Raw genomic sequence first — 26,508 nt, 5'->3', positions numbered from 1 at the left:
TTTAATAAAAGGTTTTTTATAAAATGAATAACGATAACCTTTTTCACAATATCCATGAAGAATGTGGTGTATTTGGCATCTTTGGACATCCTGAAGCTGCCAATTTAACTTATCTTGGACTCTATGCGCTTCAGCACAGAGGACAAGAAGGAGCTGGCATATGCTCTTCTGATGGAACGAAGCTTTTTCTTGAAAAATCCTTAGGACTTGTTGCGGATATTTTTAATGAGAAGGTTATAAAAAAACTACCTGGACACATTGCAATAGGTCACAATAGATACTCTACAACAGGTTCAAGCACTATAGAAAATGTTCAGCCGCTAATGGCTACATATAGTCTTGGAAGTATTGCAATTGCCCATAATGGAAATTTGATTGATATTGACCCTCTGAAACAAAGGCTTGAACGAGACGGAGCTATATTCCAGAGCACATCTGATAGCGAGATAATTCTTCATCTTATTGCACGAGCTAAAAGCGGTGAGCCAAGAGAAAGGATTGCAAATGCAGTAAGACAAATATCAGGAGCTTTTTCCCTTTTGCTCATGACTGAAACAGAATTAATTGCTATTAGAGATCCTTATGGAATTAGACCTTTAGCCTTAGGGCAAATTAAAGATTCTTATGTGGTTGCTTCTGAAACTTGTGCTTTTGATTTAATTGGAGCAAATTATATAAGAGACATTAATCCAGGGGAGATGCTGATAATCAATGAAAATGGATTAAACTCAATCAAGATATTTAATTCTGTTAAACCAGCTCACTGTGTTTTTGAATTTATATATTTTGCCAGACCAGATAGTTATATTTTTGATCATATATGTGTAAACACAGTAAGAAAAGAACTTGGTAGGCAGCTTGCAAGAGAACATGCGGTTGAAGCTGATCTGGTTATTCCTGTTCCTGATTCAGGTGTACCGGCAGCTTTGGGATATGCTGAAGAAAGCGGAATTCCCTTTGAGTTTGGATTAATAAGAAATCACTATGTTGGAAGAACATTCATAGAGCCAAAACAAAGCATTAGACATTTTGGAGTTAAAGTAAAACTTAATCCAGTGAGAGATGCTTTGAGGGGTAAGAGAGTTATAGTTATAGATGACTCAATTGTTAGAGGAACAACTTCAAAAAAAATAGTAAAAATGCTTAGAGAACTTGGGGGTGCGAAAGAAGTTCATATGAGAATTAGCTCTCCTCCTACAATAGGTCCTTGTTTTTACGGAATAGATACTCCAACAAGACAGGAACTGATAGCTTCATCTCATAAAATTGAAGAAATAAGAAAATACACAACAGCGGACTCTCTTGGTTATCTAAGTATTGAAGGATTAAGAAAGGTAATTCCTAATTCTGATATTTACTGCATGGCCTGTTTTAACTGCAAATATCCAATTGAGTTCCAATCTAAAAAAGTCAGTCAACTGGAGCTTTTTGAATGAATCTTGAACCTCTTGAAAATATATTCAGGATAAATTTAAAAGTGAAATCCCATGAAAAAGTTCTTCTGTTTACAGACCTGATAAGATGCGATGAAACTCTTTCCGGATATGAAAAAGATAGAAGAAAAGCTCTCAGGGATATTGCTCTAAAGTTGAAAGATATAGGGAACAATTTCTGCAAAAAAATAGTTTATTTTGAGTATCCAGCCACAGGCTCTCATGGAATTGAACCGCCTAAAGAGTTGTGGAATCTTGCTTTTGGAAAGAAAATTATAGATAAACTTAATGATAAAGGGCTTTTTAATAAACTGATTTTAAAGAAGATATCAAAAAGGGAACTTTCTGAAGTTAAAAGAGTTATAAGGCAACATAAAGCCGATGCTGTAAATGCTGTAATCGCACTTTCTAATTTTTCCACAAGCCATACAAACTTTAGAGACCTTTTAACAAAATGTTGCGGAACAAGATATGCAAGCATGCCTCTTTTTGACCCTTCAATGCTTGATGGTGCTATGAAAGCAGACTGGAAAGAAGTTCATAAAAGATCTGAAGAAATAAAGAAATTTCTTGACAGAGTAAAAAAAATAAGGATAGAAACTCCGAATGGAACGAATATAACCTTTGAAAAAGGAAATAGAAAAGTTCATGTGGATTCAGGAATTTTAACCCGTAAAGGCTCTTTTGGTAACCTCCCTGCAGGAGAGGTATTTCTTGCACCAATTGAAAATACTGCTGAAGGGACACTTGTAGTAGAGTGGGCACCAACAAGAAAACTTGAAAGCCCTTTGATTATGAGTGTGAAAAAGGGAAAAGTTGCTTCCATTGAAGGAACAGAGCCTTATAAAGAAGAGCTTGAAAAGAAACTTAATGAGAGAGAAGAAAATAAAAATATTGCCGAACTGGGAATAGGTACAAATGATAAAGCAAGCAAGCCAGACAACATACTTGAATCAGAAAAAATACTCGGCACAGTTCATATCGCTTTGGGTGATAATTCTTCTTTTGGAGGAAAAGTGAGAACTCCATTTCATCAGGATTTTATTTTCTTTGAACCAACAGTTTTTGGGCTCACTGATAAAAATGAAGAGATAAAAATTCTTGAAAAAGGTATTCTTCTGATATAATATTTTTTATGAAAGCAAAATTAGAAATAGAATTTAAAGAAATACCTGTAGAGAAAATACAGCAAACATTATTGGAAATACTTCATGCTCTAAAAGTCGTTGATATGATTGAGGATGGGAAGTTTGAGATATTCACTCCCAATGGTGTTGTAACTGAAAAGTGTATATTACAGCAAAGCAGAGTAATCGCCTGAAGAAGAAATCCTCTGCTGTAAGCAGAGTAAATCAAAAATGTCCATAAAAATAGTCTGCCAGAATAAAAAAGCTTATGCTGATTACTTCATTGATGAAACAATTGAAGCAGGAATAGTTCTTACAGGAACAGAGGTAAAATCTCTAAGACAGGGCAAAGCAAATCTTAAAGACAGTTACGTCATAATTAAAGACAATGAGGCATGGCTCCTCAACTGTCACATAAGTCCTTACAGTCACGGAAATATTTTCAATCATGACCCTTTGAGAACAAGAAAACTGCTTTTACATAAAAAAGAAATAGAAAGATTGAGAGGCAAAATTCAGCAGCAGGGCTATACACTGATTCCGCTTAAGATATATTTCAAAGGACCATATGTAAAAGTTGAAATAGCTCTTGCAAGGGGTAGAAAGAAATACGAAAAAAGAGATATAATTAAAAAGAAAGAAGCTCAAAGAGAAATTGAGCGTGCCCTAAAAAACAAATGATCTTTAACAAGGGGGCGAAAGGACTCGACGGAGGTAGTGAGGGCTAAGCTGCATGCCGTGGTTCCTGCCACCACGTAAAACAGGTAGGGAAAACACAACTGCCAACAACGAATTGGCACTCGCTGCTTAATTAAAAGCAGCCGTCTTCCCAAGTTCTGCTCTGAGGCTTGGGCAAGGCGTCATAAATCAGAGCTATCCTAAGGCACAAACCCGATGCCTTAGGGAGAGCTAAGGGTTGTAGGAGCTTAGAGAGCCTGTGGAAGGGCGAGCTAACTTCCGAATCCTAAAACTTCCACTAAGCATGTAGATGCTTAGAAGTAGCACCTTCGGACGCGGGTTCGATTCCCGCCGCCTCCACCAAAAAGGCTATTCATTCTGTCCATTCCTTTCAAGTTTATCTTCAATATCACTCCTGAACATTCCTGCAATCAGTCTTCCATCTCTTAAATACTGGAAAAATTCTTCATAACTAATGGGACTTAAAAAATGAAATATATACTTTTGCCTAATATCTGCATTCTCTAACTCTTTGTTCAAATCTGAGAAGTGCTGTTTTGCCCATCTAAGTTTTGCCTTATTTTCAATGGAATCATCACCATCTGTTTTAACTTCAACAACAATAATATGTTCTGTGTCTTCCTTTTTAATTTTTATAAAAAAGTCTGGATTAAAAAACTGATTCTTCTGAGGATGTTCTCCTTTACGCCATGAGTATTCAATACTGTAAAAACCCTGGTCTCGCGATTTTATCCAAGCATCAATCTTTTCAGCATTTTCTCGTTTGACCAATTGTTCAACAAACTTTCTCTCAGGCTCCCCTTTGGTTAATACAAGATCAAGAGGCGTCTTGAACAAGAATTGATTAATCTCTTTTTCAGCACTCTTAGGAAGACTCTCATCTTTCTTAACTTCTATAAGAATATCTTTTACCTCACCACTAATTTCATTTTCAAAATTATCTGTGTAAAAAACTGTTGCTCCGTGTCTTAAATTACCTACAGCAAGAGACTCTCTGTCCATACTATCTGTATTAATTGGTATCGGCTCACTAACCTTTCTAACATTAACTACGGTTTTCCCTTTTTTCCTTAGTAATGTTCCAAATGCCTGAAGTATCCTTTGTCTATTCTTTTCAACAAGCCTATCGCCTTTAATCCCCCTTCTATCCATAGATTTTCTTATGATGCTTTTTATAATATCCTTAGGTGGAAGATTATTTTTGGTATATTCACCATCAAGTAGCTGGAGGATTCTGCCTTCCCAATCCCTTGTTTTGAATTCTTCATAAATCTTGTTTACAATTTCATCTACTGTATAAGTGTTATATTCAATTAGAGTGTTTTTAGAATAAACCTCACCGGCAAGACTTGCATATTCAGTGCCTTTTTCAATATCTTCTACCTGGGATATGAGTTCAATATATCCCTTTGTATAATCAAAAACTTCGGTCTCCTTTTTAGCTTCCTTTTCCTGAGGCTCTTTATCATAATTAATGTTATAAAGGGTAAAGTTATATTTTGCCCTCTCTCCTTCTTTTAAAACAGAGCTTACAAGCTTCATCTCTATTTCAAGAATCTCATCCACAAGTCCTTTTATATTTCTACTCCATGCATCGTGGTTAAAAACCTTTACCCTTGGTTGAGGGGATTGATATTCTGGAGGCACTCTAAGCCCTCTTCCTAAAACTTGTGCAATAAGAAGTTTTGAATTAAATGCCCTATCTTCCCATGGAACAATCTGAAAGACATTTTTTACATCCCAGCCCTCCGTAAGCATTGATACAGATACAATCCATTCAATAGGGTCTTCTTTGTCATCTACATCTTTAAGTCTTGCTACATTTGCCTTGTGTTCCTGAGCAGAGGTTACTATTAAAACCTTTTTTTCTATTTCTTCCATAGGAAGACCTTCTTTTTTAGATAAGAACTCTTTAAGATTTTCTGTGAGCCTTTTTGCATTAGTTATATCCTTTGTAATGAGGATGGTAAGAGGTTTAATTCTTCTATATTTATTCTGATTTTCTACGTGATTGTCATATATTTTTTGAAATTTTTCATACTGGTCAATACTTTCGTCTTTACTTACATAATCAACCATCTTTACTACCTTATCATCAACTGCTTGCCTTAAAGAGTATCTATAGATAACATCGTTAAAATATTCATCTTCAACATAGGCTGTGCCTGTAAAACCAAGCATGTATTTAAAGTTATAATCAGGATTTAAGAGAAAATCTTTCCACTTTTTTATTGATTGACTCTCTTTATCCCTTCCTGTTACTTTGTTATAAGCATGATGCACCTCATCGTTTAAAATCAGCACTCTCTCACCATTACCTATCAAGCTATCCTTTATTGATGAGCCTGTCTTTTCATAAACAGCATGGATATTTTCAATGCAGATGTCACCATCTTTGATTGTGCTATTTGCATCAATTATACGGGGATTTTTATATACTGCATCAGGTGGAAGTGTCTGTTTGAGTTTGCTATCACCACTCAATGAGATAAATTTTTCCATTAAGCCCTTTTCAATAGTAAGTGATGGACACAGAACAAGCACCTTATCAACAAGTCCTAATCCAAGCATTATCTGAGCAATACCGTAGATTACATAACTCTTTCCTGTGCCTGTGGCAAGGTCTATGGTTGCTGAAAGTTTGTGAGGCAATTGAATGTGATGAAAATATTCATCAAGGCTTCTATATCTCGTATGTAGCTCAGGATTTTTTTCCCAGTTTTCTTCCACTAAGTCCTCAATTGATTTATACCTACCCGATGCAAGATATACAATTGCATTCTCAATAGCCTCTTTTTGATACTGCCTATCACCGCAAAGCACATCAATAAACCTATCCCATCTTGAAAGGTCAAGTTTTATTGGGTCATAGGATTTGCTTACTTCTAATACAAGGTCTTTAGTCTTGTATGTCTTTATCTCAATCATGATTATTCCCTCAGTTGAAATACTTCTTTAAATTCATTACCGTAGATGTCAATATAGATGACCATAATCGTGTCACCGCACTCATCTTTATTTAGTGGAATGACTATTTTTTCCTGATGTGATAACTCTTCTTTTATTTCATCTTCTGTCTCATCCTCTTTTTTTTCTGATAGGAGATCTTCAGCAAAATAAAACTCATCCATTACAAATTCTTTGTCATTATAATCTTTATCAATAAGCACCATAGCAAGAGATTCAAAGTTTTTCAACTCATTTCCTGTTTCTTCTTCAAGATAGTTTGATAAGAATTTGGTTATGTTGATTTCAAGTTTGCCATTTTTCTTTATTACTTTTGATTCAACATCTGGCTGTCTAATAAAATGAAAACCAATAGCATCATCAAGGTCATTGACATTTCTTTTACTCTGAGGTTGTCTGAATTTCTTAAACTGCACCTTATGAAGTTCCTTTATAATTTGATAAGGCACCTTAAGAAAGTAATATCTTGTCTTTTCTATCTCATGATAATCACTTATAAAGTCCACGTAATTTGCAGGCGCTATGATATAAAGCCTACCACCAATCCTTTTGCCAATATGTGAATGGAGATCTTCAATGTACTCTTCATCCACTGCTGCATCCTTGAACTGCCAGTAGGGATATATTAGGACATAATAACCATCCTTTTTTTGACCATCTATCTTAATACCAGCGATTTTTTTCTCTATGGGCTCAACCTCAAAGAGATTCATAACAAATTTAATATAATCATCTTTTTTAAGTTCAAAGACTTTTTTGAGATCATAAAGTCCTGTGTTGACAGTTATAAAACTCCTTGCCTTCTTCCCGTACTTCTTCTTTGGATTCTCTAAATCTTTGCTATCCTGAATAGTAAGAATCCTTTTCTGCATAGTGTAAAAGGCGAGCTTCCCAATATCACAGACAATCCAACGCCTGCCAAGTTTTTCTGCTACAGCAGCAGTTGTGCCAGAACCAGCAAAGAAATCAAGGACGAGGTCATTGGGTTGGGTAGTTGATTTAATAATTCTTTCAAGAAGTTGTTCGGAGTTTTCAGTGGGGTAATCAGTGGTGAAAGAATAGCCAGGTATGTCTGTCCAGTTTGAATCCAAAGGTTCTCCTTCTTGTGTAAGTACTTTATATATTGGTCGCCCTTTCGAATTCAATTTTATTAACCCTTCTTTTTCCATTTCAAATATTCGTTCTTGACTAAAAGTCCAAACGCGTCCCTTGGGAGGATATCGCATCTCACCTAATATAAATCGGGGTTCCCCAGTCTTTCTACCTCCTGACATTGAGTCCATAGAATGCCATTTTTCTTTTTTAGAATTTAGTGGTTTTCTATAAGGTTTGAAGAAATAATCGGATGTTTTAGAATACCAAAACAGATAATCATTTGCGGTTGGATATCTATTAGCTCCAAATCCTTTTTTTGTAATTCTTGCTACAATAATTTCATTAAGAAAGTTTTCCTTACCAAAAACCTCATCCATTATCACTTTCACATAATGCCCAAAGTGATAATCCTGCCTAACAAATATGCTTCCATCATCTGCCAATATCTCTCTTGCAAGTATTAAGCGTCTTCGAAGAAACTCCACAAACTCAGCGCCTTTTGCCCTCGCACTGTATGCCTTCTGCCCTCTATTTGCATCATATTCATCACCTGTCCCAAAAGGTGGGTCAATATAAATAAGCTTTACCTTACCTTTTACCCTATCCTTAATCAGAGGATCTTTATTTTCGTAGACGGTTTTTAAGAATTGAAGATTATCACCAAAAACTATCATATTACGCCATTCTTTATCACCTGCTGGATGCTCATCACTATTGAAGACCTTTTCAACCTGCAATGGAACTGGGAAAACACCATCCTCATTAGCAAGAACATCTTCCTTCCGCATCTTGCCAGCATATACAAGCTCATATTCCTTTTGCTTTATAGGAAAAAGCTTATACTTATAATCTTCAGGTATCGGTTCACCTTTTTGGAGTTTTTCTATGAGAAATTGAATGTCATAATCTGTCAAATTTGGCATGATTTTATCCTATAGTTTTTCTTCATTTACACTTGAGAAATTTTACTTTTTCTCAAAATGCTCTTTTGCTTTTTTATATATTTCTTCCACTGTCATTCCTGCAAACAATTCATCCTGAATTTTCAAATAATCTCTCTTTTCATAGGTAATCAGAGAAAGAAATCTCAAAGCATCTACCTCTCCAAGAGTCTTGAATAAAATACTCAATCCTTTCTTTCTTATTTCCAAATCACTTGCCATTTCAGCCATTTTATTTCACCTCCATCTCTTCAATAAATTTTAAAGGGTTTATTACCCTAAGATTTATTTTGAGTTCAGATGTCTTCTTTATTAGTTTATCATCACAAGTCAAAAAATAGTTAGCTCCACCTTTCAATGCACAGGCAAGATGAATAGCATCTCTTGGTTTTATACCAGTAGCTTCAAATTCCTTTGCCTTATTAAAAATAAAATCATCTGGTGAAATAAATTCTTCAGCAAGAAAAAAAAGCATTTCTATTTCTTCTCTAATATCATTATGAGGATTCAAACTATTTTCATAGTCAATCATAAAAGACCACAAAAGAGAATATTCTCTATTTTTGATACTCTGTAATATAGAAAAGATAGCTATCGTTTCCAGTCTAATTCTTACTTGTGCTTGATCATCAAAAGGACGATTATAAACGTTGGTATCAAGATAAATTTTGTGCATAGCTTACTCATGCCTTATTAATTATCTAATTTCCCTTTAAATCATTCCTTTTTTAACATCCCCTCAGCCTGAAAACTGTAGTAACCATTCTTACTAATTATAATATGGTCAATTACTTCTATTCCTAACATTTTACCGATTTCAACCAATCTCTTTGTTATTTCAATATCCTGTTTGCTTGGCTCAGAGTCACCAGAGGGATGATTATGAACAAATATAATCCCTGCAGCCCTGTCGCTTATAGCATCAGCAAATATCTCTCTTGGGTGAACAATACTATGGTTTAATGTGCCTATAAAAACAGTCCTTTTCTGTATTAGATTAGATGCACCATCTAAAGTAAGACTGAGGAAATACTCCTGCTTTTTATCCTTTAATTCTTCAGTTATTTTAAGGACATCATCAACATTTTTAATCTTTATTCCCTCTTTTAGCAGAAATCTCTTTGAAAATTCTATGGCTGCCATAATCTGACATGCCTTTGCAAGTCCAACACCTTCTATATTTTTCAGATTATCTAAATTCAAGTTATTGAAGTCTTCCTGAGTCAACTTTAAAATATCCCTTGCTACTTCAAAGACATCCTTGCCTTTTATTCCACTCCCAAGCAAGACAGCCAGTAATTCAAGATCAGATAATGCCTTCGCACCTTTCTTTTCCATCTTTTCACGCGGTCTATCAAAATTTGGTATAGATTTAATCTTTTTCATAAAAATATTCTAAAATATCTCACACTCCAAAGAAAATAAAAATAATCTCGTAGAGAGAAAAAGATAATCAAAAAAATGGGAAAGAGTGCATAAAGTTTTCATTGATAGCAACACTCTTATTGCTAAGAAATTTTTGTTTCTTTTCGTAAGTTAAACACCATAACCCAACAGATTTACTTTGATTTCCATTGAAGCCAGAGCAACGATATCAGGCGCTAATTGCATTTTAAAAAGTGTTATTATATTTTATGAGAAAATTACTTTTTGCACTGGGGCTTTTAGGATTGGCTTTCAGATTCACTAAATCATTGGTAGATATCGTTAGATGGATTGCCAAGAAAAGATAAGATAAATCTAAATTTTTAGGCTACCACTACCTCAACAGAAATTGATTTACTGATGCATAGAGTTTTACTAACATAGAGTTTTTCAATACCGATTACTTTTCCTTCTTTATCTTTCTTAAAAATTATTTTTTCTCCTGCTTCTTCGCAGATTACCTCATCTTCATGATTTCCAAACCAGATGTCAAGTGTATCTGAATCTTTGTTGTAGTACACTACTACTTTGCCCATATTACATCATCTTCCTTTACTTTATCTGTGGGGTAAGCTGTTATTAAAAATCCTTCATTTTTAAAATGCTTAGCCACTACGCAATATAGTCTATCAAATTTTTTGTTAATTCGAATAGATAATTGAATTTCAGAAAAATGTTGAAATTATCTTTATCAAACTAATCTACAAATGTGTTGGTTATTAAGTCCTATGCCCTTTTCCTATTTATTTTTCTTCATAATATCTAAAATTTCTTCAATTAAAGGTTTTACTTGAGGAATGTCTCTTTTAACTGTTTCCCAGACTCTTTCATAAATCACACCAAAATATTCATGAATTAGTTTATCTCTCATCCCAGCCATTTTTTGCCATGGAATTTGAGAATATTTTTTTCTTATATTTCCAGGGATTTTTTTAACAGCCTCGCCTATTATCTCAAGAGCCCTGATAACCGCATAAACAGTTTTTGTATCTTTGACAAATTCCTCATAATTCATTTCAGATATGAAGGTTATTGACTTGTCCATTGCGTCCACAATGTCATTCAAATAATCTTTTATCTCTCTTTTCATAAATAGATTACTTCCCTTAATATATTCTTACCTATATAAGGTTTTAATGCTTTTTTTTCAACCAAATCCACTTTTATGCCCACTTTTTTTCTTAAATAATCCTCTATTTCAATAAAGTCAAAAAGGCTAATTCCTGCATTTTCCTCAAACTCAACAAGAATATCAATATCGCTATTTTTCTTTTGTTCTCCGCGAACCCAAGAACCAAACACTCCAATCTCTTTAATTTTGTACTTTTTTACTAATTCAGGTTTAAGGTTTTCTAAGATTGTCCTAATTTCTTTTAATGTTTTAACTTTTTTGCTCATTTTACCTAATATTTAGCTTTAAAGTATAAAATTTATCTTTTTCTATTTTATCTAATCGGAAAAACTTCTTCAATTTATTTTTTCTGTCATGTTTTTTCCCTTTCGCATTTTTAAGATTGAATTTATGCAATATTTTACAAATTAAATTCTTGCAACTCTCTCCGAACTCTATCCGATTCAAAAATAAAATCCAATAAATTCAATAAGTTATCCCCTCTTTCAGCGGGTTCGATTCCCGCTGCCTCCCAAAAAAACCTTGAAAATCAATTATTTTTCTTTCAAAAACTCTATCCTTAATTTTACAAAGTTCTAAAAAATACTGAATCTCTGATATAAACAGAAGCAAACTATAGGGAGACAAGAATCAAAATAGACAATATTAAAGCAGTTATATACCTGAGTTTTTTCTAAAAAATATTCACTACGGGCAATTTCCTTGAAATCAAAGCAATAGTCATTTTGAAACCTCTGGATATAATTTGTTATACTTTAACCTAACTGGATTAAGGGAAGAGGGGTGAGAATCCCCCGCTGCCCCGCAGCCGTGTAGGGAACGAAAGCCCGAGCTTCAGATGTCTCAAAGCATTCGGAGAATTTGAAGCATAAGCCACTGTTATGGGTAAGACCATGATGGGAAGGCGGGCAAGTAGGTAAAGGAAGCCCAAAGCCGGAAGACCTATCCAGTTGGAAGTCTTAGACTTCCAGAAAACCTCGCGGGAGGGGAAAATGGTTTTCTTTATTCTATTTTTCTGTCTTATATTTCTTGTCAATTCAGCCTTAGCAGAAGAATCCCAACTTGAAGAAATCATTGTAACAGCAACAAGAGTTGAAGAACCGAAAAAAGATGTACCTTATTCTATTCAGGTTATAACCCAGGAAGATATTAAAAATTCCACCGCTAAAAATGCAGGGGATTTAATTGTGGAATCATCAATTGGTCATGTTCACAAATATCCCGGATTATCTACAAGCAGTATTGGATTGAGAGGATTTAGAACGGACCTTTTTGATGACCTTAAAAGCAGAGTTCTAATACTTATAAATGGGAACAGAGCTGGAACAGTAAATCTTGCAACAATTCCTGTGGATGATATTGAGCGAATTGAAATTGTCAAAGGACCAGCTTCAGTGCTTTATGGTTCTTCAGCAATGGGTGGTGTAATAAACATAATTACAAAGCAGGGGAAACAAGAGGGTATATATGGTTCAATTGGAAGTGAAGCAGGTTCATGGAAATACTGGAAAACAAAAGGTGACTTGAATGGTAAAAAAGGTGTGTTTGATTTTTATGTTTCAGCCAACAGGTCTTCAATGGATGAATATTCTACCAGAGATTATGGAAAAATAAAAAACACAGGATATAATGATGAAACTGTGTCAGCTCGTTTTGGATACAGTTTTTTTGATAAGCAATATATATCTTTCGGATTTCAACACTGGATGGGATGGGATATTGGTTCTCCCGGAGCAAGATACTCACCAGATCTTGATGATTACAAAGATATTGAAAGAAATAGATTTGATCTGGAGTATAAAACAGAGACTTTTAAAGGAGGATATTATTTCACGAAAATAAGTGATGAAGACCATGAAGGAAGTACAGGGAATTCGGAACTTACATTGAAAAAAACAACTACACAGGGTTTAAGCCTTCAGAAAATATTTTCAATGAATGAACAAAGAATTATTATTGGAGCGCAATGGGATAGGATAGAGGTTAAAAGCTCAAGAAGCACAGGTGCTCCTTATAATCCAAACTCGGAGTATGATAGTTATGGTTTGTTTTCTGAAGGAAGATTAAGTTTATTCAATAAAAAACTTTTAGTAAATGCGGGGGTTCGCTATGACTATTTTGAAGATAAAATACTGCCTACAGAGGGTATCACAAGCTTAAAGCCAAGAAAGGAGAATCTTGACCATGTCACTGTAAGAGGAGGCATTATATACAAACTTACAGATAATCTTTCCATAAAGAGCAATGCTGGAACTGCATTCAGAGCTCCTGCTCCTGATGAGCTTGCAACTGATTATGTTTCTTCATGGGGAACCCGTTACATAGGAAATTCAGATTTAAAACCGGAAAAAAGTAAATCATATGATGTAGGAGTTGCATGTACAAAGGATTTATTCAAGAGTGAACTTACATTTTTTCACTCAATATTCAAAGATAAAATCTTGAGTTATTACGATAGCACCCTTAAAGCTCAGACTTTTAAAAATGTTGAAGGAGCTATAATTCAGGGTATAGAAGGAAATTTTTCATATGATATTGGGTTATTTGTTGGTTTAAATTTTTCTCTTGAACCTTTTTTAAACTTTACCTATCATACAAGATATTCAAGTAAAGATGAAAGTGAGATACAAAAGTATGGAAAAACTCTTCAATATATTCCAAAGTCCACTGCTGCTTTTGGAATAAAAGCAGGAAAAGATAAATGGGATTTAAGATTGATTGCAAATTATGCTGGAGATGAAAAAGTTGTTGACTGGAATCCTTCGTCTTCAAACTATGGGAAGGTGATTACTAAAAATGATTTTACTGTTGTAAACCTCAAAGGTTCATACAGACCATTAAAAAATTGTGAACTGACAATATCCATAGAAAATTTATTTGATAAAGGGTATGAGTATGTTCTGTATTATCCAATGCCAAGAAGAACAATCATAGGAGGACTTAAATGGATATTTTAAAGGCTTTTATCTCATGGAGTGGAGGGAAGGAAAGCTCGTTAGCCTGTTATAGAGCAATGACAAAGGGTGGGCAAGTTGTTTGTCTTGTCAATATGCTTTCAGAAGATGGGATTTATTCACGATCTCACGGGATAGGTTCAGAATTACTGAGATTACAGGCTGAAGCAATTGGAATCCCTATTATTCAAAGAAAAACCACATGGGAAAGCTATGAAAAAGAGTTTAAGAATACTATCTTGCAACTGAAAAAAGAAGATATTAAGGCAGGCGTATTTGGAGATATTGATCTTCAGGAGCACAGAGACTGGGTTGAGAGGGTATGCAGAGAGACAGGAATAAAAGCAATATTGCCATTATGGAATGAAGCAAGAGAAAAACTTCTCAAAGAATTTATTGATTTAGGTTTTAAAGCTATAGTCTGTTCAACAAATTCTGAATTTTTGGGTAAGGAATGGTTGGGTAGGCAGATAGATGATGATTTCATTAAAGATTTAAAAAACTTAGGTAACATAGATATCTGTGGTGAAAAAGGTGAGTATCATACCTTTGTCTATGATGGTCCTATTTTTAAGAAAGCAGTTAAGTTTCGTATAGTTGATAGGGTTATTAAGGATGGAAAATGGTTTCTCAAGATTGAAAGGGAGTAAAGAGATGAGATTCCTCGTCGCTAATGCTCCTCGGAATGACAGGGATGGGAGAAAGCGAATGGTATTGCTCGCAGACCTTTCGTCTACAGCTCAGGGCTCACTTCGCTTGATTTGGAATGATAGAATGGAGTGGAATTATAGAAAGGGATGGAATTACATCTTTTTCTGTCACCCTGAGGGCTTTGCCCGAAGGGTCTCCTCCTTTATTGTTATCCCAAGTGGCTTATCAAGCCCTCTGAGAAATCTCTATGATTTGAAAACGAGAAGATTTTTCAGTGCTAATGCTCCTCGGAATGACAGAATAGAGAAATCCTGGATGACTTATAAGGATAACTAAAGGAGTGCCAATAAATTTATAGAAGGAGGAATGTAGACTATGTTAAATCTTAAAATAGAGCCATTAAAAAAAGAATTTATTGATATTGCGTGGAAAAGGTTAAATAATCTAACAAAACCTCAGGGAAGTCTTGGAAGGCTTGAGGAAATTGCATCGCGGGTTGTTGCTATCTATGAAGATGCTATGCCTGAAATAAAGAAAAAAGCTGTGCTTGTTTTTGCTTCTGACCATGGAGTCACAGAAGAGAATGTATCCGCCTATCCAAAGGAAGTTACTGCTCAGATGGTCTTTAATTTTTTAAGAGGTGGAGCAGGAATAAATGTTTTAGCAAGGCATGCAGGAGCAGATGTTTTAGTTGTTGATGTTGGTGTTGATTATGATTTTAGTGAGATTAATGGATTAATCAAAAAAAAAGTTGTAAAAGGTTCAGGAAATATTGCAAAAGGCTATGCACTTAGTCGTGATGATGCAATAAAATCTGTAGACATCGGAATTGAATTAGTGAGAGAATGCTATTCCAGAGGCTATAATCTCTTTGCCACAGGAGAGATGGGAATTGGGAATACAACTGTTTCATCTGCTGTTGTAAGCGTTCTTACAAATTCAGATGTTGAAGAAGTCACAGGTAGAGGAACAGGGATAGATGAAACGACTTTTAAAAGAAAAGTTGAAGTAATCAAAAGAGCAATTGAAATAAATAAACCTGATGCATCAGATCCCATTGATGTTTTAGCAAAGGTTGGAGGTCCTGAGATAGGTGCAATAGCAGGGGTTGTTTTAGGTTGTGCATCGTTGAGAGTTCCAGTTATAGTTGATGGTTTTATTTCTACTGCAGGAGCTCTGATTGCTTATTGCATAAATCCACTTGTTAAAGATTATATTTTTGCTTCCCATAATTCTGTTGAAAAAGGACATAAAAAAGCTCTTGATTTTATGGGACTTAAGCCTTTGCTTGATCTAAATCTCAGGCTCGGGGAGGGAACTGGCGCAACTCTTGCAATGACAGTTATTGAAGCAAGCCTTAAAATTTATCGTGAAATGTCAACTTTTGAGGAAGCGGGTGTATCTAAAAATGATAAATAGATTTTTGATAGCTCTTTCGTTTTTGACAGTTTTACCTCTGAAATTCAAAGAAATAAACGAAAAAGAGCTTATTCGCTCTATTATTTTTTTCCCTTTTATAGGTTTTTTAGAAGGAGTTTTTTGTATTTTTTTAGTGAACATCTTCAAACAAATTTTTTCATCTTCAGTTATTTCAATTATTTTACTGGTATTTTTATTTTCAGTGAGAGGAATATTTCACATTGACGGGCTTTCAGATACTTTTGATGCTCTTTTTTATAAAGGAACGGGACAGAAGGAAAAAGACCTCCAGCAAAGACTACAAATAATGAAAGACAGCGTAATAGGAGTTGCTGGAGCAGTTGCCTTAGTTTTAGATGTACTTTGTAGATTTGCTTTTGTAAAAGAACTTATTGATATTAATCAATTTTTGATATTTTTATTTATGTTTTGCTTTTCAAGATGGATAGTAATTCCATTAATGTATTATGGAAAACCTGCAAGAACTACAGGACTTGGGGTTTTGTTTATAGGGAAAATTAGTTCATGGCAAGTTATTATTTCTACTGTTTTACCTATTTTTTTGCTGGTTTATTTTACTATTGAAAAAAATTTTATTTTTTTGCCTTTAATTGCGCTTTTTCTCTTTTTTATTTCTTATATTTTGAAAAAATTTTTTGAAAGAAAGTTTAACGGAATAACAGGAGATCATCTTGGAGCAACCGTTGAAATAACAGAGATAGTTTTTCTCATTTGTTTTTTATTAGGTGAAAAATTATGGCTAAGTTATTAATGATACAAGGGACATCTTCAAACTGTGGGAAAAGTTTAATTGTTACTGCTTTGTGTAGAATCACTAAAAACAGGGGTATAAAAGTTGCGCCTTTTAAGGCTCAAAATATGAGCCTTCAGAGTTTTATTACAGAAGATGGAGGAGAAATAGGTCTGGCTCAGGCAATTCAGGCAGAGGCAGCGGGTGTAGTTCCTAATGTTCATATGAATCCTGTTTTGCTTAAACCTTCAGGGCAACAGGGTATTCAGATAGTTGTTCATGGGAAGCTTTATAAGACCTTGAACTCAATTGATTTTTACTCTGAAAAAAAGAAACTCTGGGAAAATGTCACAGATTCATTGAATTATTTACTTAAAGAACATGATTTTTTAATAATTGAAGGAGCTGGAAGCCCTGCTGAGATAAATCTTCTTGAAAAAGACATAGTGAATATGGCTGTAGCAGAGTATCTGAAAGCACCAGTTATTCTTGTAGGTGATATTGACAGGGGAGGGGTTTTTGCCTCTCTTTATGGAACTGTGAAGCTTCTTGAAAAATATGACAGTCTTTTTAAAGGTTTCATAATTAATAAATTCAGAGGCCATGTGGATATTCTTTCGCCTGGAATTAAAAAACTTGAAGAATTGATAAACAAGCCCTGTTTAGGAGTTGTTCCATATTTAGATGAAACAGGAATTTCTGATGAAGATGGAGTTTCTATGAGACTAATCAACTTTTTTGCCCAAAAAGTTAATGCACCAGTTAAGATTGTTGTTCTCAGACTAAGATATATTTCAAATTTCAATGATTTTGAGCCCTTGAGATTTGAGCCTGATACTGAGTTGATGTATTCATTAAAAAAAGAAGATCTGCTGAGTGCTGATATAATAATAATTCCTGGTTCAAAGAAAACATTTGAAGACTTAAAACTTTTGAGAGAGCTTAAGATTGACCAAACATTAAGAGAGCTTGCTAAGAACGGAGTTGAAATCATTGGAATATGTGGTGGATTTCAGATGCTTGGTGAAAAGTTAATAGATCCCTATATGGTTGAAAGTTCACTCAGAGAGTTTGATGGAATAGGTTTACTTCCTGTTGAAACATTATTTTATCCTGAAAAAATAACAACTCAGGTTGAAGGCTGTTTATGTTCAGAACCTTCAATAAAAATTACAGGTTATGAAATTCATAAAGGAATAACTTACGGACATCTCGGGCTTTTTAAAATAACAAGGACTTCAATGAATCAGACTTTATTTGATGGAATAGTCTGTGGGAATGTCTGGGGAACATATATTCATGGAATATTTGAGAGTGACAGTCTTAGAAGATGGCTTATAAATAGACACAGAGTTAAAAAGGGATTAAATCCAATTGATTATAGTTTTTCATGGAAGAAACTCAAAGAATCATTTATAGATACTCTTGCAAACACTATTGAAAAAAATCTGGATATAAATAGAGTATGGGAAATAGCTGGACTATGAAGATATTATTTGTTGACAGTTGGATAATAGTTTCAGCATTTTTAATTGATTTTTTGATTGGAGATCCCAAAAAATATCATCCTGTCAAGACAATAGGCAAACTTATTGAAAAAACTGAAAATTTTTTAAGAAAAAGAAAACTCAATGGTAGATTTGGTGGTTTTTTGCTCTTTTTATTCGTTGCAGTCTCTGTTTTTTTATTTTCCGTTATATTCGTATATTTTCTAAATAAGCTGAGCAGTCTATCAGAGATAACATGGTTATTTTCATGTATTCTTTTAGCAGTAGCTGGAAGCTTATTTATTGCTTTACGAGGGCTAATTGAGGAGGCTAAAAGGATAAATAGGCTTTTAAATGAAGAAAGTTTGGAGCAGGCAAGAATTTCATTGAAAGCCCTCGTTGGAAGGGATACGGATAATCTTTCAGCAGACAAAATAAGAATCGCAATTATTGAAAGTCTTGCTGAGAATCTATCTGACGGAGTTATTGCACCGTTGTTTTATTTTTTAATAGGAGGCTTTCCATTTCTACTTCTCTATAAAACTGTAAATACCCTTGATTCAATGGTTGGTTATAAAAATGAAATATATAGGAAGTTTGGGTGGTTTTCAGCTAAAATGGATGATATTTTTAACTATATTCCGGCAAGAATAACAGGACTCCTGATTGTTTTAATCGCCTTTATAATGCTTGGTTTTTCATCTGGGAAGAGGGCATTGAAAATTATGCTGAGAGATGGAAAAAATCACAGCAGTCCAAACAGTGGAATACCTGAAGCAGCAATGTCAGGAGCTGTTGGAGTAAGAATAGGAGGTCCTAATTATTATGGAGGCGTACTTTTTAAAAAGCCCTATATTGGAGATGATTTAGAAATTGTGAAATCAAATCATGTTCATCTTTGCATTAAATTTGTGATTTTAAGTAGTTTTATCTTTGTTTTGTTATCAATCATAATTAGAGAGGCTATTATATGAGGTTATTTCGGTGGAGGAGGTAAATAGGTGAGACACGGAGGTGATATTTATACTGCTTCAGAAATTACAGGCAAAGCCATTTGTGAAATTATAGACATGAGCTCCTCTGTTAATCCTCTACATTTACCAGAAAAAATAAAAAGAAAAGCTCTTGAAAGGTTTCCACTTCTACATAAATATCCTGATACTGAAGCAAGAGCTTTCATAAAAACTTTTTCAGAACTTTATAGAATTCCACCTGAAAATATAGTTTGTGGAAATGGCTCAACAGAACTGATTTATCTAATAGTAAAGGCATTAAAACCTAACTCTGTTTTGATTTTAGAACCCACATTTATTGAATATGAGAAAGCTTGTAGAGTAAATGAGATAGATGATGTAGAAAAAGTTTTTACTTTGAATAAAGAAGAAATTTTTGAAATGATTAACAAAAAAATGCAAAAAAGAAAGTATGAGATGATTTTCATCTGCAATCCCAATAATCCAACAGGATGGTTAATAGATAAAAAAGAAATTTTGGAACTGGCTAATCATTATGAGGATTCAACTTTTGTATTAGATGAAGCTTTTATAGATTTTGCTCCCGATGAAACTCTGCTCAGAGATTCAATATCATCAAATATTATTGTTTTACGCTCTCTCACAAAGTTTTACGGACTTGCAGGACTTAGATTCGGCTATGCTGTTGCTTTTTTTAAAACTATTGAAAGAATAAAGAGATATAGACAGCCATGGAGTATAAATAGTTTATCGCAGTGTATAGCAGAAGAAATAATCAAAGATGAAGAGTTTAAAAAGCAGAGTCATGATTTTTTCCTTATGGAAAAAGATTTTTTTGAATATTCATTGAATAAACTCAAACTCAGATATTTTCCATCTGTGGCAAATTTTTATCTTATTGAAATTCACAAAAAAGGTATTTTCCAATATATGTTAGCAAGAGGAATTCTTATTAGAGATTGTTCAAATTTCTATGGACTCAATGAAAATTTTATAAGGGTTTCAGTAAAAACCAGATTTGAAAATGAAATATTTTTCAAAGAACTAAAAAAGTTTTTGGAGAGTTGACATGATTACATTTATAATCGGTGGAATAAAAAGCGGAAAAAGCAATTTTGCACTCAAAGAGGGAGAAAAAACAGGAAACAGAAATTTTTATTATATTGCAACGGCAAGAGTTATTGATGAGGAGATGAAGGAACGCATAGAAAGGCATAAGAAAGAAAGAGGCAGTCACTGGATTACTATAGAAGAGCCAATAAACTTAAATGAGGCTATTATGAAAATTACTCAGAACTCATCTGTGGTAATTGATTGCTTAACTACATGGCTTACAAATCTTCTTGTTGAAGGCTATGATTTTTGTGAATTTGTAGAAGCATTTTTTGATTTATTGAGGAAATATAGAGATGAAATTCATTTATTTATTGTGGCAAATGAAGTTGGTTTGGGCATAATTCCTGAAAATGAGCTTGGAAGAAAATTTGTTGACCTTGCAGGGACTGTCAATCATAAAGTAATGGATATATGCGATAGAGCTTATTTAATGGTTGCTGGAGTGCCTTTGAGAATAAAGTGAAGATTCTGGTATTTTTTCTAATATTTTTATTCTTTTCCACATCATCTTTTGCTGAGGTTCAAAGAATTATTTCCCTTGCACCGTCAGTTACAGAAGCAATTTATTATCTAAATGCCACTGACAGATTGGTTGCTGTATCAAACTATTGTAAATGGCCCGAGGAAATTAAAAACAAAACGAAAGTAGGAGGTATGATCAATCCATCATATGAAAAAATATTAGTTTTAAAACCAGATCTTGTAGTAATTTCAAAAGATGTTACTCCTAAGGAAGTTTACAACAGACTAATAGAACTCGGCATCAAGGTACATGTCTATGCTCCTAAAAGTCTTGAAGATATATCTAATGAATTAATAAGACTTGGAATTGTCATTGGCAAAGAAAAGGAAGCAAAAAGTATCGCCTATGAATTTCAAAAAAAACTAAGAAAAATAAGGAAGGTTTTTAAAGGGCAAAAGGCGTTATTTATAATATGGGCTGATCCACTCACTGTTGCAGGCAAGACATCTCATATAAATGAAGTCATGAATCTATTAGGGCTTACAAACATTGCCGAGTTTTCATCAATTAACATAGAAAGAATAATTAAAATGAATCCAGATATTATTTTTTTTGGTGTCGGACACAAATCCTCTGTATCAGAGAATTTGATTTTAAAACTAAAAGACACTAATGCAGTAAAAAATGGTAAAGTTTACTATATAAGTGATAAAATTTATCATTTAAGTCCAAGAATCATAGAAGGAATTGAAGAAATGACAAATAAGGCAAAAACATGGATAAAATAATTATCATAGCTCATGGAAGCCCTAAAAAAGAGATAAATAATTTAGACTCTATGGTTGAAGACTTAGCAATTGTTCTCGGCAAAAAGGTTGAAGATATCAAATATGCTTATCTTAAATATGGTAGCCCCTCAGTGGATGAGGCTATAACTAAATGCGTAGAAGAAGGCGCAAAAAGAATAATAATACATCCATTTTTTTTATCTTCAGGAAGTCATGTTTCTTTTGATATTCCTAAGATTATTGAAAATATAAAAAAACTTTATCCACAACTTGAAGTTTTATGCACAAACCCATTGGGAAAAAGTAAAAAATTAGTTTATGTAATTAAAGATTTAATTGAAGAGAATCTTGAAAGAATATCATAATTTTTAACAAATCTGAAAAATAAAGTGGAGGTGAAGGGATTCGAACCCACGACCTCCTGCGTGCAAAGCAGGCGCTCTCCCAACTGAGCTACACCCCCACATTTTACATGGGCCTAGTTGGAATCGAACCAACCACCTCACCCTTATCAGGGGTGCGCTCTAACCGAGCTGAGCTATAGGCCCATCAACAATTTAAATTAACTTAAAATATTATATTTTGTCAAGGAAAGATAAAAAAACTTAATGGTTTTTTATTAATCATATTGCGTGAGAGACAAAAGAGGGGACAGTGCCCCTCTTTTCTTTATTCTTTCACATATTCTGTTGCAAGCCTGCCTACTTCTTTAGCAAATTCAGCTATTCCACCTTTGAATTGGAAGGCATTGGAAAATCCAACTGCTCTTAAGGCAATTGTGGCAGCAGCAGCTCTATCCCCTGTGTGACACAGCACTGCAATTTTTTTGTTCTTTGGAAGTTTTGCAAGGTTTTCAGGTTTAAAAAGTTCATGCATTGGGATTAGAAGAGAGTCTTTCCATACAGGAGCTATAAGTTTTTGTTCTGCAGGTGTTCTTATGTCAAGAATTACAAAATCTTCTTTCTTTTTGATCATTTCAAGTATATCTTTTGTTGTTATCTGACAAGGTCTCATTGCGAGAACTTCTGGGGTCATCTGAGAAAACATGACATCAAATTTTTTTGCCATCTCTACATCATAAGCAAAAGCCGATAAGGTAAACAATAAGACAGTTACTAAAGTTGCTAATAAGACTTTCATTTTAACACCTTCCTATTTTTTTATACCTTTACCCATTCCTTGAGGCTCTCCTTTTTCTACAGGCTCTCCAGAATTTGACCAGGCATTAAATCCCCCTTTTAAATTGTAGACATTTTTATATCCAAGTTTTTTAAGATCACAACTTGAAACCGCTCCTCTTCCTCCTGTCTTACAATAAACTAAATATGTTTTTTCTTTATCTGGCAACCAATCATAAGCCTGAAAATCTAATAATCCTCTTGGAGCCCAAATTGCACCTGGAATATGACCTGCAACATACTCAGTATATTCCCTAACATCTAAAATCACTGCACCTTTTTTAATCAACTCTTTAGCGGAATTTACATCAACTTCCTGAATTCCACATTGTTTAGCTTCTTTAACTCTCTCATCGCTTAATGGGGTAGCTGCAAAAGTAAAGTTACTTAACATTAATACAAGGCTGATTACAATTAGAATCTTGCTCCATCTTTTCATGGGAACCCCTCCATCTTACAGAATTATTTCCTGCAAAGCAGGATACTCTAAGGGAGTATAAACAATAAAGTGATTTAATGTCAAGTTAAATATAGTATAGCTTTAAGGGCTTATGGGTATATATTGACAAAATCTATAAATAAAGTTACACTTATAGAAAAAAGGAGGTGTTTTATGAGTAAAAAAGGGCGAACTTTGATTTTGACTTGTTTGATTTTTGCTTTATGTTTAGCTTTTTTAGCCTCTCAGGGTATATCTCAACAAAAGCCTATCATAGCTAAGGGATGTTCTTTGCCTGGTTGTCACACTGCAAAGCAAGGAGAACTTTGGGGTAATTTGAAGACTGTCTCTGGAAAAGCTGCGATGATTCAAATTGATACAGGTGCTTTATGGACTGTCAAATTTGACGAAAATACCAAACTAAAGAATTGGAATCAACCCCTTAATAAATTACCAAAAGAAAAAGAGATTGCTATTACTTATGTAGAGAAAAATGGCGAATTCTACGCCACTTTAATTAATGTAAAACCGCCAGTTGCCGTGGACCCTTCAAAGGTTATAAAAGTTAATGAAATGAAAAAAATTTATGATGCAAAAAGTGCACTCATAATTGATTGTAGACCTGCTGGTAGATATAATGAGGGACATATACCTGGTGCAATTAACATCTGGTTTGCAGAGTTTGATAAACATATTGATAAATTACCGAAGGATAAAAATAGTTCAATTGTATACTACTGTCAAGGTCCTACTTGAGCTCTTACGCCTTCATCTGCTCGGAGAGCAGAAGCATTAGGTTACACCAATGTAAAGCAATTTGTAGATGGACTTCCTGAGTGGAAAAAACAAGGTTATCCTGTTGCCTCAACAGTCAAGTATTTACAAGAACTTATCAGTAAAGACATTCCTCATGTATTGGTTGATGTAAGACCAAGAGAGCAAGCAGAAAAGGAACATATAAAGGGTGCTATTAATATATCTCTCGCGGAACTTGACAAGGCAAAAAAATTATTCCCTAAACAGAAAAATGCACCGATTATAATTTATTGCACACAGGATAAACTTTCACTTAAAGCTTTTGACATTATAAGAAAATGGGGATATGTAAATACCTCTTATCTTGAAGGTGGGATAGAAGCATGGAAGAAAGCTGGTGGAGAGGTTTTATCCGGACAGTTAAAGAAAGAGATTGTATATATTCCAAAGCCAAAACACGGGACAATTGGTATAGAGGAATTCAAGAAGATTATAGGAAAAATTCCAGCCAATGTGATTATACTTGATGTAAGAGATCCTGAGGAAACACAGATGGGTATTATAAAAGGGGCTAAAAACATACCAGTAAACGAGCTTAAGGATAGGCTTAATGAACTACCAAAGGATAAAGAAATAGTTGTTCACTGTGCAACTGGAATGAGAGCAGAAATGGCTTACAACATACTTAAAGAAGCAGGATACAATGTAAAATTCCTTGATGCAACCATTCAGATTAAAAAAGGCGGCAAATATAAAATAACAGAAAACTAAAAATTACAAGAGGAGGGAGCAACCTGCTCCCTTTCTCTGCTATAATTTTAAATGTCCTTCAAACTTGGTAAAATAAGTGATCTCGCTACTCCTTTTACTGTAACAGTTTTTTTTCTTCAGTTTCTACTTATAGTTGGCTTTTTAGGCTATGGATACTACATGGATTCATCTGAAAGTTGTATAAATTGCCACAGTTCAAAGGAAAAAATGGCTGAGCTTGGATATCCTCAATTTTATGTTACACTTGGAGAAGTAAGAAAACAGACAGGACATAAAACAGTTCAATGTAGGGACTGTCACTTAGGTAACGGAAGAGCTCACGATAAAGATGAAGCACATAAGGGAATGTTAAAAGCAATCTTTGTCAATGAAAGTGCGGAACCAGTGGAGAGAAGCAAAGTTTACAGCAAGGAAGAGATAGAGCTAAACAAAATATTTCCAATGGGGGGAAATGCTCTTTTTGAGCTTCTTCCAAAAAAGAGAGAAAATGATGGAGTATCTCTTCATCCTGAGGTGCGAAATATTCTCTGGCATGATAGAAATCCTTATACTTTTAATTTTGATCCTAAAATAGCTGAAAAAACATGTGGAAAGAGAGGTTGTCACCAAGAAGAGTTAAAACAATTCAGAAGCACAACAATGGCGACAAACTATCGTCAAAGAACTATGCAGACATGGCTTGAACCCTATGGACCACACAACTGTGGTCCATCCTTTGCAGATTTACCTCCAGAGGAAATACTTAAAATCGCAGAGTTTGATTTCACAAATACTGAAAAGATAAGAAAGGAAATAAATGTTTCATTTACTACCGAACAAGCAATTGCAAAACAGAGACTTTGCAATGTATGCCATGCTGGATGTGTTGACTGCCACTATGCACCAAGCAGAGAAAGAGGCACTCATGCCTTCATAAAAGTTCCAGATTCATTGAGTTGCATGGGAAGAGGAAGAGGAAATTCAGTCTGCCATACCGGCTCAGGGCACTCAAGAAGAGGAGAAACCTATATAGGGAAGTTTTATTCAATTCCTCAAGGAAGAAAGCCAGATATTCATTTTACAAAGGGAATTCACTGTGTAGACTGTCACCAAACAGGTAAAAAAGGAATGGGTGATATGCAACGTAAGGCAACCTGTGGAGACTGTCATATTGAGATAGAGAAAGCCCTTACAAACTCAGTTCATAGGAATCTCACCTGTACAGCCTGTCATGTAACAGAGGCAGGTGGATATCAGATAACAGTCTGGGGTAAGGGATACATAGGTGAAAAGCCTAATCCGTTTAAAAAATACTCTCTCTATTACGGAATTCAAAAGCCTCTTATATTAATGAAAGACCAAAAAGGCATATGGTTTCCCGTTAAGATTTTTCCCCATAGTGTAAGTAATATTAAGAAAGATGTAGCACCAACAGAGATAAAATTTAGATGGTCCAATGGTGAAACAAGGGATATGTATGCAATTATCGGTACCTTTGATGGACTTCCTTCAGGAGATAAACATCTGCTTTGGTTACAAATTGAGGAAGTAGCACATCCATTTGGAAAAGCAAGGGACTGTAAAAGTTGCCACAGTAGCATTCAAACTTCTGTTTCAACATGGCAGTATGAAGACATTCAGGGAGCAGAACCATTTAAAGGAGGATATAAAATAGTTGCCGATGAAAAAGGGTTAAGATTAAAGGATTTCTGGCACAGTAAGATAAAGGTATTGAAGGGCTTTGAGCTATCTCAGTTTGCCTCATGGCTCTATCTAACTGATAAATGGTTTATCCCCGGAGATTTTAGTATTAGATTTGATAAGAAAAAGTATAAAGAGTATGAGAGGCTTTACAAAAAAAATCTTGTAAAACTTGAAAGACTTAAAGGCAGATTTAGTGATAAGGAATTGAAAACACTGAGACAGATTCTTTTGCATAATCCTGAGCATAAGTTTTAGCTTG

General features: G+C 34.3%; 27 protein-coding genes, 2 tRNA genes, 1 other RNA gene and 1 riboswitch. Of the genes, 18 read left to right on the top strand and 12 right to left on the bottom strand.

From position 1 onward, the window contains the following. The first annotated feature begins 23 nt into the window (after nucleotides 1-23). The 5 genes from purF (at nucleotide 24) to ssrA (ending at nucleotide 3,601) form a co-directional block, all read left to right on the top strand. The gene (gene purF, locus THEYE_RS05920) at nucleotides 24-1,436 is read left to right on the top strand and encodes an amidophosphoribosyltransferase (protein WP_012546301.1); all 1,413 of its coding nucleotides are present in this window, start codon (nucleotides 24-26) and stop codon (nucleotides 1,434-1,436) included. Beyond that, a complete protein-coding gene (locus THEYE_RS05915; RefSeq protein ID WP_012545303.1) occupies nucleotides 1,433-2,560 on the top strand; it encodes an aminopeptidase in 1,128 nt (375 codons plus the stop codon). Before purF ends, THEYE_RS05915 begins: the two co-directional genes overlap by 4 nt. An 8-nt stretch (nucleotides 2,561-2,568) precedes the next feature. Then, nucleotides 2,569-2,754 carry a hypothetical protein gene (locus THEYE_RS05910; protein ID WP_012546234.1) on the top strand — a complete coding sequence of 62 codons (186 nt, stop codon included), beginning with the start codon at nucleotides 2,569-2,571 and terminating at the stop codon, nucleotides 2,752-2,754. Nucleotides 2,755-2,761: 7 nt separating this feature from the next. Next, nucleotides 2,762-3,241: an SsrA-binding protein SmpB gene (gene smpB / locus THEYE_RS05905; RefSeq protein ID WP_275574678.1), complete on the top strand. Its 480-nt coding sequence runs from the start codon at nucleotides 2,762-2,764 to the stop codon at nucleotides 3,239-3,241. Between the two features lie 10 nt (nucleotides 3,242-3,251). Then, nucleotides 3,252-3,601: a transfer-messenger RNA gene (gene ssrA, locus THEYE_RS05900) on the top strand. Between the two features lie 6 nt (nucleotides 3,602-3,607). On the opposite strand, the gene THEYE_RS05895 is transcribed toward ssrA, so the two are convergent. From THEYE_RS05895 to THEYE_RS05860, 8 genes are all read right to left on the bottom strand, one after another. Further along, entirely contained in the window at nucleotides 3,608-6,187 is a 2,580-nt protein-coding gene (locus THEYE_RS05895; RefSeq protein ID WP_012545345.1) for a DEAD/DEAH box helicase, read from the bottom strand. A 2-nt stretch (nucleotides 6,188-6,189) separates the two neighbouring features. Beyond that, on the bottom strand, nucleotides 6,190-8,244 hold the full coding sequence (locus tag THEYE_RS05890; RefSeq protein WP_012545530.1) for a site-specific DNA-methyltransferase: 2,055 nt from the start codon (nucleotides 8,242-8,244) through the stop codon (nucleotides 6,190-6,192). Nucleotides 8,245-8,286: 42 nt separating this feature from the next. After that, nucleotides 8,287-8,493, bottom strand: coding sequence for a hypothetical protein (locus tag THEYE_RS05885; protein ID WP_012546436.1), 207 nt, complete (start codon nucleotides 8,491-8,493; stop codon nucleotides 8,287-8,289). Between the two features lies 1 nt (nucleotide 8,494). Beyond that, nucleotides 8,495-8,938, bottom strand: a complete 444-nt coding sequence (locus tag THEYE_RS05880) for a type II toxin-antitoxin system VapC family toxin (protein ID WP_021013196.1) — start codon at nucleotides 8,936-8,938, stop codon at nucleotides 8,495-8,497. Nucleotides 8,939-8,979: 41 nt separating this feature from the next. Beyond that, nucleotides 8,980-9,648 (bottom strand): RadC family protein, encoded by a 669-nt coding sequence (gene radC / locus THEYE_RS05875; RefSeq protein ID WP_012546157.1) that lies wholly within the window; start codon nucleotides 9,646-9,648, stop codon nucleotides 8,980-8,982. Nucleotides 9,649-10,010: 362 nt separating this feature from the next. After that, nucleotides 10,011-10,223 (bottom strand): DUF2283 domain-containing protein, encoded by a 213-nt coding sequence (locus THEYE_RS05870; RefSeq protein WP_012546825.1) that lies wholly within the window; start codon nucleotides 10,221-10,223, stop codon nucleotides 10,011-10,013. A gap of 203 nt (nucleotides 10,224-10,426) precedes the next feature. Next, entirely contained in the window at nucleotides 10,427-10,777 is a 351-nt protein-coding gene (locus tag THEYE_RS05865; protein ID WP_012546363.1) for a HepT-like ribonuclease domain-containing protein, read from the bottom strand. Further along, nucleotides 10,774-11,085 (bottom strand): nucleotidyltransferase family protein, encoded by a 312-nt coding sequence (locus tag THEYE_RS05860; RefSeq protein ID WP_012546611.1) that lies wholly within the window; start codon nucleotides 11,083-11,085, stop codon nucleotides 10,774-10,776. Before THEYE_RS05860 ends, THEYE_RS05865 begins: the two co-directional genes overlap by 4 nt. 483 nt (nucleotides 11,086-11,568) lie before the next feature. Further along, nucleotides 11,569-11,783: riboswitch (cobalamin riboswitch) on the top strand. Nucleotides 11,784-11,811: 28 nt separating this feature from the next. Between THEYE_RS05860 and THEYE_RS05855 the strand changes: the two genes are divergently transcribed. From THEYE_RS05855 to THEYE_RS05810, 10 genes are all read left to right on the top strand, one after another. Then, complete coding sequence (locus THEYE_RS05855; protein WP_012545775.1) at nucleotides 11,812-13,776, top strand: TonB-dependent receptor; 1,965 nt, start codon at nucleotides 11,812-11,814, stop codon at nucleotides 13,774-13,776. Next, nucleotides 13,764-14,423, top strand: a complete 660-nt coding sequence (locus THEYE_RS05850; RefSeq protein ID WP_012546873.1) for a Dph6-related ATP pyrophosphatase — start codon at nucleotides 13,764-13,766, stop codon at nucleotides 14,421-14,423. The genes THEYE_RS05855 and THEYE_RS05850 overlap by 13 nt, the downstream gene beginning before the upstream one ends. A gap of 376 nt (nucleotides 14,424-14,799) precedes the next feature. After that, nucleotides 14,800-15,843, top strand: coding sequence for a nicotinate-nucleotide--dimethylbenzimidazole phosphoribosyltransferase (gene cobT, locus THEYE_RS05845; RefSeq protein WP_012545250.1), 1,044 nt, complete (start codon nucleotides 14,800-14,802; stop codon nucleotides 15,841-15,843). Next, on the top strand, nucleotides 15,833-16,615 hold the full coding sequence (cobS, locus tag THEYE_RS05840) for an adenosylcobinamide-GDP ribazoletransferase (RefSeq protein ID WP_012545455.1): 783 nt from the start codon (nucleotides 15,833-15,835) through the stop codon (nucleotides 16,613-16,615). The genes cobT and cobS overlap by 11 nt, the downstream gene beginning before the upstream one ends. Continuing rightward, a complete protein-coding gene (locus tag THEYE_RS05835) occupies nucleotides 16,600-18,081 on the top strand; it encodes a cobyric acid synthase (protein ID WP_012544966.1) in 1,482 nt (493 codons plus the stop codon). The genes cobS and THEYE_RS05835 overlap by 16 nt, the downstream gene beginning before the upstream one ends. Then, complete coding sequence (gene cbiB / locus THEYE_RS05830) at nucleotides 18,078-19,055, top strand: adenosylcobinamide-phosphate synthase CbiB (protein ID WP_012546383.1); 978 nt, start codon at nucleotides 18,078-18,080, stop codon at nucleotides 19,053-19,055. Before THEYE_RS05835 ends, cbiB begins: the two co-directional genes overlap by 4 nt. Nucleotides 19,056-19,082: 27 nt before the next feature. Further along, complete coding sequence (locus tag THEYE_RS05825) at nucleotides 19,083-20,123, top strand: pyridoxal phosphate-dependent aminotransferase (RefSeq protein ID WP_012545158.1); 1,041 nt, start codon at nucleotides 19,083-19,085, stop codon at nucleotides 20,121-20,123. A gap of 1 nt (nucleotide 20,124) precedes the next feature. Then, nucleotides 20,125-20,634 carry a bifunctional adenosylcobinamide kinase/adenosylcobinamide-phosphate guanylyltransferase gene (cobU, locus tag THEYE_RS05820; RefSeq protein ID WP_012546718.1) on the top strand — a complete coding sequence of 170 codons (510 nt, stop codon included), beginning with the start codon at nucleotides 20,125-20,127 and terminating at the stop codon, nucleotides 20,632-20,634. Further along, complete coding sequence (locus THEYE_RS05815) at nucleotides 20,631-21,422, top strand: ABC transporter substrate-binding protein (RefSeq protein WP_012545710.1); 792 nt, start codon at nucleotides 20,631-20,633, stop codon at nucleotides 21,420-21,422. Before cobU ends, THEYE_RS05815 begins: the two co-directional genes overlap by 4 nt. Then, a complete protein-coding gene (locus THEYE_RS05810; RefSeq protein ID WP_012546612.1) occupies nucleotides 21,410-21,787 on the top strand; it encodes a sirohydrochlorin chelatase in 378 nt (125 codons plus the stop codon). Before THEYE_RS05815 ends, THEYE_RS05810 begins: the two co-directional genes overlap by 13 nt. A gap of 25 nt (nucleotides 21,788-21,812) precedes the next feature. Here THEYE_RS05810 and THEYE_RS05805 read toward each other — a convergent pair. From THEYE_RS05805 to THEYE_RS05790, 4 genes are all read right to left on the bottom strand, one after another. After that, nucleotides 21,813-21,885: transfer RNA gene (locus THEYE_RS05805), tRNA-Ala, on the bottom strand. Nucleotides 21,886-21,895: 10 nt separating this feature from the next. Further along, nucleotides 21,896-21,970: transfer RNA gene (locus tag THEYE_RS05800), tRNA-Ile, on the bottom strand. 121 nt (nucleotides 21,971-22,091) lie between these two features. Further along, nucleotides 22,092-22,562, bottom strand: coding sequence for a rhodanese-like domain-containing protein (locus THEYE_RS05795; protein WP_012545460.1), 471 nt, complete (start codon nucleotides 22,560-22,562; stop codon nucleotides 22,092-22,094). A gap of 12 nt (nucleotides 22,563-22,574) precedes the next feature. Then, nucleotides 22,575-23,039: a rhodanese-like domain-containing protein gene (locus tag THEYE_RS05790; protein WP_012546528.1), complete on the bottom strand. Its 465-nt coding sequence runs from the start codon at nucleotides 23,037-23,039 to the stop codon at nucleotides 22,575-22,577. A 174-nt stretch (nucleotides 23,040-23,213) separates the two neighbouring features. Between THEYE_RS05790 and THEYE_RS05785 the strand changes: the two genes are divergently transcribed. The 3 genes from THEYE_RS05785 (at nucleotide 23,214) to THEYE_RS05775 (ending at nucleotide 26,504) form a co-directional block, all read left to right on the top strand. Continuing rightward, entirely contained in the window at nucleotides 23,214-23,795 is a 582-nt protein-coding gene (locus THEYE_RS05785; RefSeq protein WP_051345881.1) for a rhodanese-like domain-containing protein, read from the top strand. 159 nt (nucleotides 23,796-23,954) lie between these two features. After that, complete coding sequence (locus THEYE_RS10680) at nucleotides 23,955-24,566, top strand: rhodanese-like domain-containing protein (protein ID WP_164924842.1); 612 nt, start codon at nucleotides 23,955-23,957, stop codon at nucleotides 24,564-24,566. Nucleotides 24,567-24,617: 51 nt separating this feature from the next. Further along, the gene (locus THEYE_RS05775) at nucleotides 24,618-26,504 is read left to right on the top strand and encodes a cytochrome c3 family protein (protein ID WP_012546624.1); all 1,887 of its coding nucleotides are present in this window, start codon (nucleotides 24,618-24,620) and stop codon (nucleotides 26,502-26,504) included. Nucleotides 26,505-26,508: the final 4 nt, after the last annotated feature.

This window comes from Thermodesulfovibrio yellowstonii DSM 11347 (assembly GCF_000020985.1).
Classification (GTDB): domain Bacteria; phylum Nitrospirota; class Thermodesulfovibrionia; order Thermodesulfovibrionales; family Thermodesulfovibrionaceae; genus Thermodesulfovibrio; species Thermodesulfovibrio yellowstonii.
This window is presented reverse-complemented; position numbering and strand designations above follow the sequence as displayed.

What these genes read in the sequence shown, in the direction of transcription:
- THEYE_RS05885 (WP_012546436.1), bottom strand. Translation starts at nt 8,493, where the DNA reads ATGGCTGAAATGGCAAGTGATTTGGAAATAAGAAAGAAAGGATTGAGT.
- THEYE_RS05855 (WP_012545775.1), top strand. Translation starts at nt 11,812, where the DNA reads ATGGTTTTCTTTATTCTATTTTTCTGTCTTATATTTCTTGTCAATTCA.
- purF (WP_012546301.1), top strand. Translation starts at nt 24, where the DNA reads ATGAATAACGATAACCTTTTTCACAATATCCATGAAGAATGTGGTGTA.
- THEYE_RS05915 (WP_012545303.1), top strand. Translation starts at nt 1,433, where the DNA reads ATGAATCTTGAACCTCTTGAAAATATATTCAGGATAAATTTAAAAGTG.
- THEYE_RS05810 (WP_012546612.1), top strand. Translation starts at nt 21,410, where the DNA reads ATGGATAAAATAATTATCATAGCTCATGGAAGCCCTAAAAAAGAGATA.
- cobS (WP_012545455.1), top strand. Translation starts at nt 15,833, where the DNA reads ATGATAAATAGATTTTTGATAGCTCTTTCGTTTTTGACAGTTTTACCT.
- THEYE_RS05835 (WP_012544966.1), top strand. Translation starts at nt 16,600, where the DNA reads ATGGCTAAGTTATTAATGATACAAGGGACATCTTCAAACTGTGGGAAA.
- THEYE_RS05890 (WP_012545530.1), bottom strand. Translation starts at nt 8,244, where the DNA reads ATGCCAAATTTGACAGATTATGACATTCAATTTCTCATAGAAAAACTC.
- THEYE_RS05870 (WP_012546825.1), bottom strand. Translation starts at nt 10,223, where the DNA reads ATGGGCAAAGTAGTAGTGTACTACAACAAAGATTCAGATACACTTGAC.
- THEYE_RS05910 (WP_012546234.1), top strand. Translation starts at nt 2,569, where the DNA reads ATGAAAGCAAAATTAGAAATAGAATTTAAAGAAATACCTGTAGAGAAA.
- THEYE_RS05895 (WP_012545345.1), bottom strand. Translation starts at nt 6,187, where the DNA reads ATGATTGAGATAAAGACATACAAGACTAAAGACCTTGTATTAGAAGTA.
- cobU (WP_012546718.1), top strand. Translation starts at nt 20,125, where the DNA reads ATGATTACATTTATAATCGGTGGAATAAAAAGCGGAAAAAGCAATTTT.
- THEYE_RS05860 (WP_012546611.1), bottom strand. Translation starts at nt 11,085, where the DNA reads ATGAGCAAAAAAGTTAAAACATTAAAAGAAATTAGGACAATCTTAGAA.
- THEYE_RS05865 (WP_012546363.1), bottom strand. Translation starts at nt 10,777, where the DNA reads ATGAAAAGAGAGATAAAAGATTATTTGAATGACATTGTGGACGCAATG.
- THEYE_RS05880 (WP_021013196.1), bottom strand. Translation starts at nt 8,938, where the DNA reads ATGCACAAAATTTATCTTGATACCAACGTTTATAATCGTCCTTTTGAT.
- THEYE_RS05795 (WP_012545460.1), bottom strand. Translation starts at nt 22,562, where the DNA reads ATGAAAGTCTTATTAGCAACTTTAGTAACTGTCTTATTGTTTACCTTA.
- THEYE_RS05790 (WP_012546528.1), bottom strand. Translation starts at nt 23,039, where the DNA reads ATGAAAAGATGGAGCAAGATTCTAATTGTAATCAGCCTTGTATTAATG.
- THEYE_RS05775 (WP_012546624.1), top strand. Translation starts at nt 24,618, where the DNA reads ATGTCCTTCAAACTTGGTAAAATAAGTGATCTCGCTACTCCTTTTACT.
- THEYE_RS05785 (WP_051345881.1), top strand. Translation starts at nt 23,214, where the DNA reads ATGAGTAAAAAAGGGCGAACTTTGATTTTGACTTGTTTGATTTTTGCT.
- THEYE_RS05850 (WP_012546873.1), top strand. Translation starts at nt 13,764, where the DNA reads ATGGATATTTTAAAGGCTTTTATCTCATGGAGTGGAGGGAAGGAAAGC.
- radC (WP_012546157.1), bottom strand. Translation starts at nt 9,648, where the DNA reads ATGAAAAAGATTAAATCTATACCAAATTTTGATAGACCGCGTGAAAAG.
- cbiB (WP_012546383.1), top strand. Translation starts at nt 18,078, where the DNA reads ATGAAGATATTATTTGTTGACAGTTGGATAATAGTTTCAGCATTTTTA.
- cobT (WP_012545250.1), top strand. Translation starts at nt 14,800, where the DNA reads ATGTTAAATCTTAAAATAGAGCCATTAAAAAAAGAATTTATTGATATT.